Annotated in this window: 9 protein-coding genes; 1 reads left to right on the top strand and 8 read right to left on the bottom strand. The window is 69.8% G+C overall.

Annotated elements, in window-relative coordinates:
* Window positions 1–11 precede the first annotated feature (11 nt).
* From BLW09_RS06455 to BLW09_RS06445, 3 genes are all read right to left on the bottom strand, one after another.
* A complete protein-coding gene (locus tag BLW09_RS06455; RefSeq protein WP_089910014.1) occupies window positions 12–1,340 on the bottom strand; it encodes a class II 3-deoxy-7-phosphoheptulonate synthase in 1,329 nt (442 codons plus the stop codon).
* A gap of 109 nt (window positions 1,341–1,449) precedes the next feature.
* Window positions 1,450–2,139 (bottom strand): lysophospholipid acyltransferase family protein, encoded by a 690-nt coding sequence (locus BLW09_RS06450; protein WP_089910011.1) that lies wholly within the window; start codon window positions 2,137–2,139, stop codon window positions 1,450–1,452.
* Between the two features lie 28 nt (window positions 2,140–2,167).
* The gene (locus tag BLW09_RS06445) at window positions 2,168–3,118 is read right to left on the bottom strand and encodes an ROK family glucokinase (protein WP_089910007.1); all 951 of its coding nucleotides are present in this window, start codon (window positions 3,116–3,118) and stop codon (window positions 2,168–2,170) included.
* A 149-nt stretch (window positions 3,119–3,267) separates the two neighbouring features.
* On the opposite strand from BLW09_RS06445, the gene BLW09_RS06440 reads away from it, so the two are divergent.
* Window positions 3,268–5,097, top strand: coding sequence for an AMP-dependent synthetase/ligase (locus BLW09_RS06440; protein ID WP_089910004.1), 1,830 nt, complete (start codon window positions 3,268–3,270; stop codon window positions 5,095–5,097).
* 15 nt (window positions 5,098–5,112) lie between these two features.
* Here BLW09_RS06440 and BLW09_RS18885 read toward each other — a convergent pair whose 3' ends face one another.
* The 5 genes from BLW09_RS18885 to BLW09_RS06415 form a co-directional block, all read right to left on the bottom strand.
* On the bottom strand, window positions 5,113–6,000 hold the full coding sequence (locus BLW09_RS18885) for a hypothetical protein (protein ID WP_157696909.1): 888 nt from the start codon (window positions 5,998–6,000) through the stop codon (window positions 5,113–5,115).
* 175 nt (window positions 6,001–6,175) lie between these two features.
* Window positions 6,176–7,021: an NAD-dependent epimerase/dehydratase family protein gene (locus tag BLW09_RS06430; protein ID WP_089909997.1), complete on the bottom strand. Its 846-nt coding sequence runs from the start codon at window positions 7,019–7,021 to the stop codon at window positions 6,176–6,178.
* A gap of 35 nt (window positions 7,022–7,056) precedes the next feature.
* Window positions 7,057–7,548, bottom strand: coding sequence for a peptide deformylase (def, locus tag BLW09_RS06425; RefSeq protein ID WP_089909994.1), 492 nt, complete (start codon window positions 7,546–7,548; stop codon window positions 7,057–7,059).
* A gap of 38 nt (window positions 7,549–7,586) precedes the next feature.
* On the bottom strand, window positions 7,587–8,945 hold the full coding sequence (locus tag BLW09_RS06420) for a MinD/ParA family ATP-binding protein (RefSeq protein ID WP_089909991.1): 1,359 nt from the start codon (window positions 8,943–8,945) through the stop codon (window positions 7,587–7,589).
* A gap of 88 nt (window positions 8,946–9,033) precedes the next feature.
* Window positions 9,034–12,438 (bottom strand): pyruvate carboxylase, encoded by a 3,405-nt coding sequence (locus tag BLW09_RS06415; protein WP_089909988.1) that lies wholly within the window; start codon window positions 12,436–12,438, stop codon window positions 9,034–9,036.
* Window positions 12,439–12,515 lie beyond the last annotated feature (77 nt).

The following is a 12,515-nucleotide window of genomic DNA, read 5'->3' as shown; positions in this document are numbered from 1 at the left end:
TGTCAGGCGCCTCAGCCGGCCGAGAGCTCCTCGGCCACCAGGAATGCCAGCTCCAGCGACTGCATGTGGTTGAGCCGCGGGTCGCAGAGGGACTCGTAGCGCGTCGCCAGCGTCGCCTCGTCGATGTGCTCGGAGCCGCCGAGGCACTCGGTCACGTCGTCGCCGGTGAGCTCCACGTGGATGCCGCCCGGGTTCGTGCCGACGGCGCGGTGCGCCTCGAAGAAGCCCTTGACCTCGTCCACGACGTCGTCGAACCGGCGCGTCTTGTAGCCGGTCGGCGTCGTCAGACCGTTGCCGTGCATCGGATCGGTGACCCACAGCGGCTTCGCGTCCGACCGCTTGATGGCCTCGAGCAGTGGAGGAAGCGCATCGCGGATCGTGCCGGCGCCCATGCGTGTGATGAACGTCAGACGGCCGGGCTCGCGCTCCGGGTCCAGCTTGTCGATCAGGCGCAGCATGTCGTCGCGGGAGGTGGACGGGCCCAGCTTCACGCCGATCGGGTTGCGCACCCGCGACAGGAAGTCGACGTGCGCTCCGTCGATGTCGCGCGTCCGCTCGCCGATCCAGACGAAGTGCGCCGACGTGTTGTACGGCGTGCCCGTCCGGGAGTCGATACGCGTCATCGGGCGCTCGTAGTCCATGAGCAGCGCCTCGTGGCTGGAGTAGAACTCCACGCGCTTCAACTCGTCGAAGTCGGCACCGGCCGCCTCCATGAACTTGATGGCGCGGTCGATCTCGCGGGCGAGACCCTCGTAGCGCTGATTCGCCGGGTTGGCGGCGAAGCCGCGGTTCCAGCTGTGCACCTGGCGCAGGTCGGCGAAACCACCCTGCGTGAACGCGCGGATGAGGTTCAGCGTGGAGGCGGCGGTGTGGTACCCCTTCACCAGGCGGCTGGGGTCGGCCTCGCGCGACTCCGGCGTGAAGTCGTAGCCGTTGACGATGTCGCCGCGGTAGGCGGGCAGCGTGACGCCGTTGCGCGTCTCCGTATCGCTGGAGCGCGGCTTGGCGAACTGCCCCGCCATGCGGCCCATCTTGATGACGGGCACCGAGGCGCCGTAGGTCAAGACGACGGCCATCTGCAGCACGGTCTTGACGCGGTTGCGGATCGCATCCGCTGTCGCCCCGGCGAAGGTCTCGGCGCAGTCGCCGCCCTGCAGCAGGAACGCCTCGCCCTCGGCGGCCCGGGCCAGCCGGGTCCGCAGCTGGTCGACCTCGCCGGCGAACACCAGCGGCGGGAGGGTGGCGATCTCAGCGGACGCGGCGGCCGCGGCCTCCGGGTCCGGCCAGGCCGGCTGCTGCTTGATCGGGAGCGTGCGCCAATACTCCAGGCCCTCGATCACGGACTCGTCAGGTCGCACGACGGGCTCTGTGGTCTGTAGCACTGGTCTTCCGCTCACTCAAGGGATGGATGGGATATCCGAGCCTATCGCGAAAGCCGTGGGGGCCGTCCTACTGTGACAGCGTCGCCCGCTTCTCCTTGACCGTGCTGGCGTACACGTCGACGTACTCCTGGTCGCCCAGGCGCTGCAGTTCGTACATGATCTCGTCGGTGACCGAGCGCAGGATGAAGCGGTCGCCTTCCATCCCGTCGAACCGCGAGAAGTCCAGGGGCTCCCCCACGATGATCCCGATGCGCCCGATCTTCGGCAGGCGCCGGCCGATCGGCATGATCCGGGCGGTGTCGACCATCGCGACGGGCACGACGGGGACGCCGGCCTCCAGGATCATCCGCGCGACGCCCGTCCGCCCGCGGTAGAGCTTGCCGTCGGGACTGCGCGTGCCCTCCGGATAGATGCCGAGGATCTCGCCGCGGGCCAGCACGGCGAGCCCGGTGTTGAGCGACGCCTCCGAGGCCTTGCCGCCGGAGCGGTCGATGGGCAGCTGGCCGGTCGCGTTCATGAACGCCTTTGTCGCCCATCCCTTCAGTCCCCTGCGGGTGAAGTAGTCGCTCTTCGCGAGGAACGAGACGTGCCGGTCGACCTCGAGCGGCAGGAAGATCGAGTCGATGAACGACAGATGATTGCTCGCCAGGATCACCGGCCCGTCGGCAGGGATGTTCTCGAGCCCGACCACCCACGGCCGGAAGATCCCGCGCAGCAACGGCCCCGCGATCACGTACTTCATCAGCCAGTAGAACATCGAACCGAAGCCTATCCCCGCGGTGCGCCTAGAGCGAGGATGCGTGCAGTCGTGCCAGATCGGCCGCGCCCACCACGCCGGCGTCGTTCACCAGCTCCGCGATCGCGAACTCGGGCTCCGGATGGAAGCCGCGGGCGGGCAGGTTCTCCAGGTACGCCAGGCGGATGGGCTCCAGCAGCAGTTCGCCGGCCTGCGCGACACCGCCGCCGAAGACGAACAGCTGAGGGTCGAGGATGGCGCCGAGGCTCGCGCAGGCCTGCCCGAGCCAGTCGCCCAGCTGCCGAAGCGCTGCGAGGGCGCCCGGGTCGCCCGCGGTGATCAGTGCGCTGATGTCCGTTCCGGTCAGCGCGCCGGTCCTCGCGCGCACGTCCGCGAGCCCCTGGCCGATGCCGCCGGCGTCCGCCAGCTCGTTCGCCATGCGCTGCAGCGCGCGGCCCGATCCGTACTGCTCGATGCAGCCGTGCGCGCCGCAGCCGCAGGGCAGGCCGCCGGGGACGACCCGCATGTGCCCGATCTCGGCTCCGGCGCCGAACCCGCCGCGAAACAGCCGGTCGTTGCTGACGATCGCCCCGCCGACGCCCGTCCCGATGGTGAGGACCACCATGTCGGAGACGAGTCGGCCCGCGCCGTACCGGAACTCGGCCCAGCCGGCCGCGTTCGCGTCGTTCTCGATGATGACCGGGATGTCGAGGCGCTCCTCGAGCTTCTCCCGGAAGGGCTCGTGGCGCCAGTTGATGTTGGGCGCGTAGTACACGGTCGACTGCGCCGCGTCGATGAATCCCGCCGCAGCGACTCCGGCGCCGGCGATCTCCTCCGGCCCGTCACTGAGGCGCTCGACCATCGCGACGACGGCGTTCTCGATCTCCTCCGGACGCGTCGCGTCGGTGGGGACGCGGTCCTCCCGGACGATCGTTCCGAGCTCGTCGACGAGGGCTCCTGCGATCTTGGTCCCTCCGATGTCGATGCCGATGGCGTGCACGTGGGGGCCTTCCTGGAGGGATGGTCAGAGGGAGGGGCGGTCGGGCCGGGTCTCGGGCGAGCCACAGCGGGACCATCTAGAGTGTAATCAACCGAATCGCCCCCAGCCATTCGGCCGAACGCCCGCCCGCCGGTACCGAGGGAGCTACCGTGAAAGAGATCCTGACCCCCGCGATCGTCCCAGCAGACCCGGACGCCAACGCCACCGACCTGCTCGTGGACCGCGTGGCGCAGACGCCGGACCAGCCGCTGTTCAGCCTGCCCGACGGCGACGGATGGCGCGACATCACGACCGCAGAGTTCCACCGCCAGGTGATCGCTCTCGCGAAAGGCCTGGTGGCCGCAGGCATCCAGCCCGGCGACAAGATCGGGCTGATGTCGAAGACGCGGTACGAGTGGACGCTGATCGACTTCGCCGTCTGGTTCGCCGGGGCCGTGCTTGTGCCGATCTACGAGACGTCCTCCCCCACCCAGATCCAGTGGAACATGTCCGACTCCGGCGCCATCGCGGTGTTCCTCGAGAACGCCGAGATGCACGCGCGCTTCGACGAGGTGCACCCGGAGCTCCCCGACATCAGCACCGTCTGGCAGCTGCACCTCGGCGACCTGGACAAGCTGGCCGCCGCGGGCGTCGGCGTGCCCGACGAGGAGATCGAGCGTCGCCGCCGCATCGCCAAGGGATCCGACATCGGCACGCTGATCTACACCTCCGGCTCGACCGGACGGCCGAAGGGATGCGTCCTCACCCACTCGAACTTCGTCGAGCTCTCGCGCAACTCGGCCGAGGCGCTCAAGCAGGTCGTGCAGCAGCCGGGCGGCGCATCCACTCTGCTCTTCATCACCACCGCGCACGTCTTCGCGCGCTTCATCGCCGTTCTCTGCGTCACCGGCGGTGTGAAGGTCGGCCACCAGGCCGACACCAAGCAGCTGCTGCCCGCGCTGGGCAGCTTCAAGCCCACGTTCCTGCTGGCCGTGCCGCGGGTCTTCGAGAAGGTCTACAACTCGGCGGAGCAGAAGGCGGAGTCCGGGGGCCGCGGCAGGATCTTCCGCGCCGCCGCCGAAGTCGCCGTCGAGCACTCGAAGGCCGTCGAGGCCGGTTCGGTGCCCTTCGGGCTGAAGCTCAAGTTCGCGCTGTACGACCGCCTGGTCTACTCCAAGCTCCGCGCCGCGATGGGCGGCCGCGTGAAGTTCGCCGTGTCCGGCTCCGCCCCGCTGGGTTCGCACCTCGGCCACTTCTATCACAGCCTCGGAATCAAGGTCCTCGAGGGATACGGTCTCACCGAGACCACGGCGCCCGCCACCGTGAACAGGCCGGACTCCTTCCGCATCGGCACGGTCGGCCCGGCGCTGCCCGGCGTCGACCTGCGTCTCGCGGACGACGGCGAGATCGAGGTGCGCGGCATCAACGTCTTCAAGGAGTACTGGAAGAACCCGGAGGCGACCGCGGCCGCGTTCGACGACGGCTGGTTCCGCACCGGCGACCTCGGCGCGTTCGACGACGACGGATTCCTCACCATCACGGGCCGCAAGAAGGAGATCATCGTCACCGCCGGCGGCAAGAACGTCTCGCCCGCAGCGCTCGAGGACCCGATCCGGTCGAACCCTCTGGTGAGTCAGGTGATCGTGGTGGGCGACCAGAAGCCGTTCATCTCCGCGCTCATCACGCTCGACACGGAGATGCTGCCGACCTGGCTCGCCAACAACGGCGAGGACAAGGACATGACCCTCGCCGAAGCCTCGGTCAACCCGGCGGTCCACGCTGAGATCCAGCGCGCCATCGACCACGCGAACGCGGGCGTCTCGCGGGCCGAGAGCGTCCGCAAGTTCGTGGTGCTCGCGACGGAGCTGAGTGAGGCGAGCGGCCACCTCACGCCGAAGATGAGCATCAAGCGGAACGTCATCCTCGCCGACTTCGCCGACGTGATCGACGGCATCTACAGCGACAACCCCCGCACCGAGGGCTTCTCGCTCGCCCACTGACGCCCCCCTTCCCCTTCACGATTCGACACGAATCGCGCTCGTTCGTGCCGAACAGGCGTCATTCGTCACGAATCGCGCGAGACGAGAGACTAAGGCGTCACGATTGTGGAAGAGATCGTCCGCGGTGACACGGACGATCCGCCACCCTTCGGCTTCGAAGTGCTCGTGACGTCTGATGTCGACGCCCCACTGCCGTCGCTCCCGATGGCCGTCACCCTCGTACTCGAACGCGATCCGCCGCTCGCGGATGCTGAGGTCCGGATGAAGGGTCAGTCTGCCGCTGTCGACGACGACCGGGCTGTTGACTTCGAGGTCGCAGAATCCGAGTTCTTCCAGCAGCAGTCGAAGGAGCGTCTCTGGCCGCGAGTCGGCGCCGACACGGATGCGCGGGAGCGCCCACGCTCGTGCGCGCGCGCCCTTCGTTCCGCTGCACTGATCGACTGCATCGCTGAGGGCACCGACATCCGTCTGAGCGTCACGCGAGCGCGCGCCCACCAGATGATCTCCGGCCGCGACGAGGTCCAGTGCACCGAGCACCGTCGACAGCTGGCACCACACGAGCTCCGGTGAGCAGACGGGCAGCCCGTCGACCGACTCACCGGAGAGTACTCCCAGACTGTGCCCGATCACGCCCCGGCCGCGCGGCGGCGTGCGCGGGAAGGATACCGAGACGTGCAGCGCTCCGTCCGTGACGTCGGCGGGAAGCGGAACGCCCAGCAACTCGGCCGCGGTCTGATGGCTGAAGAAGGCCCCTTCCGGCAGGAGTGGAAGATAGGCATGACAGAGTGAACGGACGCTGGTCGGCGCGATCGCGACGCGAACCCCGTGGAAAGGGCGCAGCGGATCGGCGGGCCGTGCCACGCGTGTGGTCGCCGACGCAGTCAGCGTTCGATTGCCTCGCATGCTTCATCGTCTCGTCAGGCCGGGTGTCGCAAGGCCGAGCGGCCGAATCTGTGGAGAAGTCGTCCATCCACAACCGTCTCCCGCAGTGCATGCTGCGGCTGATTCGTCACGAATGCGCGCGGTTCGTGACGAATCTCGAGGTTTCGGCACGAATCGCGAGGGAGGGAGCGAAGTCTCAGACCTCGTCGCGCCAGGAGTGCTCGGGCGCGTAGCCGAGGATGCGGCGCGCCTTGTCGATCGACAGCAGCGTGTCGTTGACGCCCAGCTCGCGCTTCAGCGGCACACCGGGGAACACCTCGGCGACGAGCTCGTCGTTGGGGCGGCTCATCACGGTGTCGGCGGCGGCGATGATGAACCGGTCGAACCCGGTCGTGTCCCACTCCAGCGCCCGGCGAATGGCCTGGGCGCCGTCGCGGGCGTCGATGTAGCCCCACAGGTTCCACTTGCGCGCCCACGGGTCGTCGTCGAATGCGGGGAACGCGGCGTAGTCCTCCGGATCCATCACGTTGGAGAAGCGCAGCGCCACGATCTTCAACGCGGGATCCCAGCGCACCAGCTCGATCGCCATCTGCTCCTCGAGGTGCTTCACCAGGGAGTAGGTGCTCTCCGGCCGCGCGGGGTAGTCCTCATCGACGGGGATGTACGGCGGCGGCACGTCGAACGGCAGGCCCAGGACGGTCTCGCTCGACGCGTACACGACATTCCGGATGCCGGCCCGGCGAGCGGCCTGGAACACGTTGTAGGTGACCCGGATGTTGTTGTGGAACGTGGCCACATCGGTCAGGATGCCCGGCGCCGGGACGGCCGCCAGGTGCACGATCGCGTCGAAGCCGTCGTGCTCGTCGTTGACCCCGAAGATCGCATCCACCGTCTGCCCGTAGTCGGTGAGGTCGACCCGGACGAAGCCGGGACCGCGCTCCCCCGCCGCGTCCAGGGAGACGACGACGTCCCCCGACTTCCGCAGCTCGCGCACGACAGTGCGTCCGAGCTTGCCCGATCCTCCGGTGACCGCGATTCGCATACGGCCAGTCTATGAGCGCCGCGCGCCTGGCAGCGTCAGAACCAGTCCGACTCGCGGACCTGCTTCATCGCCTCGCGGCGGCTCTCCTTGTCGAGCCGGTCCAGGTAGAGCGTGCCGTCGAGGTGGTCGGTCTCGTGCTGCAGCGCCTGCGCGAGCACGCCCGTGCCCGAGACCTCGATCTCGTTGCCGTCGAGGTCGATGCCCGTCACGCGAGCGAAGGGATAGCGGAGCGTCTTGAACCACAGGCCGGGCACCGAGAGGCAGCCCTCGTCCATCAGCTCCGGCTCCCCCGACACCTCGACGAGGACCGGGTTGATGACGTAGCCCACCGTTCCGTCGACGTTGTAGCTGAACGCACGCTCGTTGACGCCGATCTGCGGGGCGGCGACGCCCGCGCGGCCCGGCGGGAGGACGCTGTCCACCAGGTCTTCGACCAGCCCGCGCACGCCGTCGTCGATCTCGCCGATCGGATCGGACGGGGTCTTCAGCACGGGGTCGCCGAACAGGCGGATCTGACGCTCGGTCACAGGTACTCCTCGGTGGATCGGGCGGACGGTCGGGATGCTCAGTCGCGCTCCGCCGGCAGGCCCTCGACGACGAGAGCGGCCAGCGTGCGCGCCGAGAGGCGGGTCAGCGGCTTGAGGTCCTTCCACGACACCACCGAGCCGGCGGCGAGCTGCGGGTCGTACGGGACGCGGACGATCTCGCGCACCCGCGAGCGGAAGTGCGCCTCGATCTCCTCCAGCTTCACCAGGTTCGTGGCGTGCGTGGCGGTGTTCAGCGCGACGACGGCGTTGCGGACGAGCTCGCCGTAACCGTTCGCCTCCAGCCAGGTGAGCGTCTCGGAGGCCAGCCGCGCCTCATCCACGCTGCCGCCGGACACGATGACCAGGGAGTCGGCGCGCTGCAGGGTCGCGCGCATGACCGAGTGGACGATGCCGGTGCCGCAGTCGGTGAGCACGATCGAGTAGAACCGCGCGGAGAGGTCGGCGACGACGTTGTAGTCGTTCTCGTCGAACGCCTCCGAGAGCATCGGGTCGGTGTCGGACGCGAGGATGTCGAGGCGCGTCTCGTCGCGCGAGACCAGTGCCGAGAAGTCGGTGAAGCCGCCGATGCTGGCCGCCTTGTGCACCACGTCCCGCACGGTCGAACGGGTCTGCCGCGGCACCCGCTCCGAGAGCGTCCCGCGGTCCGGGTTCGCGTCGATGGCGATGATGCGGTCCTCGCGGGCGGACGCCAGCGCCATCCCGAGCAGCGTGGTGACGGTGGTCTTGCCGACGCCGCCCTTGCGCGTGAGCACGGGCACGAAGCGGGCGCCGCCCTCGAAGTGCTTCTGGATGCGGTGGTCGAGTTCCTTGCGCGCGCGCACCTTGGCGGAGTCGCCGAGGTTCACCGTGCGGAAGGTGACGTTGTAGACGAAGCGCTGCCACGGGCCCTCCGGACCGGGGCGCGTCTTCCGGTTGACCTCCAGGAGGCGATCCGCGGTCAGCATCGCGGCGGGCTCCGGCTGGCCGGACTGCTCGCCGCGCAGGCGGTCGCGGCGCGACCCGGCGTAGGCGTCGGCCGCCGGGAGCGGCGGCACCTCCGCCGCGCCCTCCGGCGCCTCGGGCGTCGCGGCGAGGCGGGAGGCGACGATGGCGACCGACATGGTGGTCGGCTCCGCGGGCGACGCGACGAAGCCGGGGTCGACCGGCACGTCGTCGATCGCGACGGCCGCCTCGTCCTCCGGGATCTCCCGGGGCGGCGTCGGCGGGAGGTCGACGGCGATGCTCAGCGTCGACTCCACATCCAGCACCGGCTCCCGCGACGGCGTCGGCGACGGCGTCGGCTCGAACGGGCGCGCAGGCGTCAGCTCGTCATCCGCGGGCACGAGGTCGCGCGGGGCGCGCTCCTCGGGCGCGTCGGCGTCGGACCTGTCTGCCACGTCGTCTCGTCCTCCTTCTGCCGCGGGAGTGTCCCGCCGACTCGTCATTGTAGGCCGCCCCGGGCCGGGGCGGTCATGCGCATCCCGATCAGGCGGGCTGGATCACCACGAGCAGGTCGCCCGCGTCGACCTGCTGGGTCTTCGGGATGGCGAGCCGCTCGATGGTCCCGGCGACGGGTGCCGTGATGGCGGCCTCCATCTTCATCGCCTCGATCGAGGCGACCGCCTGACCCGCCGCGACCGCGTCGCCGACGGCGACCTGCAGCGTGACGACGCCCGAGAACGGCGCGGCCACCTGGCCCGGCTTCGCCGTGTCCGCCTTCTCGGCGGCCTTGGTCTCGACGACGATGCTGCGGTCGCGCACGAACACCGGCCGCAGCTGGCCGTTGAGCGTGGTCATGACCGTGCGCATGCCCTTCTCGTCCGCCTCGCCGATGGCCTCGAGGCCGACGTACAGGCGCACGCCGCGGCTGAACTCGATGACGTGCTCCGAGCCCTGCTTGAGACCGTAGAGGTAGTCGAGGGTGTCGACGACGGAGAGGTCGCCGAAGAGCTCGCGCATCTGCTCGTAGATCCGGGTGGGAGCGGGGAAGAGCAGGCGGTTGAGGGTCGCACGGCGCTCCTCGCTCGATCCCTCGAGCGCGCTGCTGTCGTCGGCCGAGAGGTCCTCGACGCCCACCTTGACGGTCTTGCCCGCGAGCACCTTCGTGCGGAACGGCTCCGGCCATCCCCCGGGCAGCTCGCCCAGCTCCCCCGCCATGAAGCCGACGACCGAGTCCGGGATGTCGTAGTTCTGCGGGTTCTCGGCGAAGTCGTCCGGGTCGGCCCTGACCGCTGCGAGGTGCAGCGCGAGGTCGCCGACGACCTTCGACGACGGCGTCACCTTGGGGATGCGCCCCAGGATGCGGTTGGCGGCCGCGTACATGTCCTCGACGAGCTCGAAGTCCTCCGCCAGGCCGAGCGCCTTCGCCTGCTGGCGCAGGTTGGAGAGCTGGCCGCCGGGGATCTCGTGCTTGTACACGCGGCCCGTCGGCCCGGGCAGGCCGGACTCGAACGGCCGGTACACCTGGCGGACGGCCTCCCAGTACGGCTCGAGGTCCTCGACCGCGGTCAGGGAGATGCCGGTGTCGCGCTCGGTGTGGGCGAGGGCGGCGACCAGGGCCGACGCGCTCGGCTGGCTGGTCGTGCCCGCCATCGGGGCGCTGGCCACATCCACCGCGTCCGCTCCGGCGCGCGAGGCGGCGAGGAGCGTCGCGAGCTGGCCGCCCGGGGTGTCGTGCGTGTGCACGTGGACCGGGAGGTCAAACCGCTCGCGGAAGGCCGCGACGAGCTTCTCGGCGGCCGACGGGCGCAGCAGACCCGCCATGTCCTTGATGGCGAGGATGTGCGCACCGGACTCGACGATCTGCTCGGCGAGCTGGAGGTAGTAGTCCAGGGTGTAGAGGTCCTCCGCCGGGTCGAGCAGGTCGCCGGTGTAGCAGACCGCGACCTCGGCGATCGCCGACCCGGTGGCGAGCACGGACTCGATCGCCGGACGCATCTGCGACACGTCGTTGAGGGCGTCGAAGATGCGGAAGATGTCCACGCCGGTCGCCGCGGCCTCGCGCACGAAGGCGTCCGTCACCTGGGTCGGGTATGGGGTGTAGCCGACGGTGTTGCGGCCGCGCAGCAGCATCTGGATGTTGATGTTCGGCAGCGCCTCGCGCAGCGTGGCCAGACGCTCCCACGGGTCCTCGCCGAGGAAGCGGAGCGCGACATCGTAGGTCGCGCCTCCCCAGGCCTCGACCGAGAGGAGCTCCGGCGTCATCCGCGCGACGTACGGCGCGACCGCGACCAGGTCGCGGGTGCGCACGCGGGTGGCGAGCAGCGACTGGTGCGCGTCGCGGAAGGTGGTCTCGGTGACCGCCAGCGCCTTCTGCGCGCGCAGGGCCTCGGCGAAGCCGGCCGGGCCGAGCTCGAGCAGGCGCTGCCGCGAGCCGGCGGGAGCAGGGGCGCTCAGGTCGATCTCCGGGAGCTTCTCGGCCGGGTCTGCGCTCAGCGGACGCGGTCCGTTGGGCTGGTTGACGGTGACGTCGGCGAGCCAGTTGAGCACCTTGGTGCCGCGGTCCTTCGACGCGCGGCCCTTGAACAGCTCCGGGCGCTCCTCGATGAAGGAGGTGGAGACGTTGCCTGCGATGAAGTCCGGGTCCTCCATGACCGCCTGCAGGAACGGGATGTTCGTCGCGACGCCGCGAACGCGGAACTCGGCGAGGGCGCGGCGCGCGCGCAGGACGGCGGCCGGGAAGTCGCGGCCACGGCAGATGAGCTTCGCCAGCATCGAGTCGAAGTGCGGGCTGATCTGGGCGCCGGGGTTGATGGTGCCGCCGTCGAGGCGGATGCCCGCGCCGCCCGGCGAGCGATACGTCGTGATCTTGCCGGTGTCGGGCCGGAAGCCGGCCGTCGGGTCCTCCGTGGTGATGCGGCACTGCAGCGCCGCCCCGCGGATGTGGACCGTCTCCTGGCTGAGGCCGAGGTCGGCCAGCGTCTCCCCCGCGGCGATGCGGATCTGCGACTGGACGAGGTCGACGTCGGTGATCTCCTCGGTGACCGTGTGCTCGACCTGGATGCGCGGGTTCATCTCGATGAACACGTGCTGGCCGGCGCGCTCGCCCGCCGTGTCGAGCAGGAACTCCACGGTGCCCGCGTTCTGGTACCCGATCGAGCGGGCGAACGCGACGGCGTCGCGGTAGAGCGCCTGCCGGATGTCCTCCGACAGGTTCGGGGCCGGAGCGATCTCGACGACCTTCTGGTGGCGGCGCTGCACCGAGCAGTCGCGCTCGAACAGGTGCATCGTGTCGCCGTCGTTGTCGGCGAGGATCTGCACCTCGATGTGGCGGGGGCGGAGCACGGCCTGCTCCAGGAACATCGTGGGGTCGCCGAAGGCGCTGTCCGCCTCGCGCATGGCCTCCTCGAGCGCACCGCGGAGGTCGTCCTTGCTCGCGACCCGGCGCATCCCTCGTCCGCCGCCGCCGGCGACCGCCTTCGCGAAGATGGGGAAGCCGATCTCGTCCGCGCCCGCGAGCAGCTCGTCGATGTCGCGCGACGGCGGGGTGGACTTGAGGACGGGGACGCCCGCGGCGATCGCGTGCTCCTTCGCGGTGACCTTGTTTCCGGCCATCTCGAGGACGGACGCGGACGGGCCGATGAAGGTGATGCCGGCCGCACGGGCCGCCTCCGCCAGGTCCGGGTTCTCGGAGAGGAAGCCGTAGCCGGGGTAGATGGCGTCAGCGCCGGATTCCTTCGCGACGCGGATGATCTCGTCCACATCCAGGTAGGCGCGAACCGGGTGCCCCGGCTCGCCGATCTGGTAGGCCTCGTCCGCCTTCAAGCGATGCATCGAATTGCGATCTTCATACGGGAAGACGGCGACCGTCTCGGCGCCGAGCTCGTACGCGGCCCGGAAGGCCCGGATGGCGATTTCACCGCGGTTGGCAACGAGGATCTTTCGGAACATGGGGACCTTTCGAGCAGGGGTCGACACCACACAGCAAACGGTTAGGTTCTCTAAGACTAGTGAAGGTAACGTGGCTC

Origin of the sequence: Leifsonia sp. 21MFCrub1.1, assembly GCF_900107895.1 — a bacterium.
In the GTDB taxonomy this organism is placed as follows: domain Bacteria; phylum Actinomycetota; class Actinomycetes; order Actinomycetales; family Microbacteriaceae; genus Leifsonia; species Leifsonia soli.
Note: the sequence above shows the minus strand (reverse complement) of the source record. Positions and strands in the feature narration are given on the sequence as shown.

Bases quoted from the DNA above. Each gene is read 5' to 3' on its own strand.
- BLW09_RS06450 (WP_089910011.1), bottom strand. From the start codon at position 2,139: ATGTTCTACTGGCTGATGAAGTACGTGATCGCGGGGCCGTTGCTGCGC.
- BLW09_RS06430 (WP_089909997.1), bottom strand. From the start codon at position 7,021: ATGCGAATCGCGGTCACCGGAGGATCGGGCAAGCTCGGACGCACTGTC.
- BLW09_RS18885 (WP_157696909.1), bottom strand. From the start codon at position 6,000: ATGCGAGGCAATCGAACGCTGACTGCGTCGGCGACCACACGCGTGGCA.
- BLW09_RS06415 (WP_089909988.1), bottom strand. From the start codon at position 12,438: ATGTTCCGAAAGATCCTCGTTGCCAACCGCGGTGAAATCGCCATCCGG.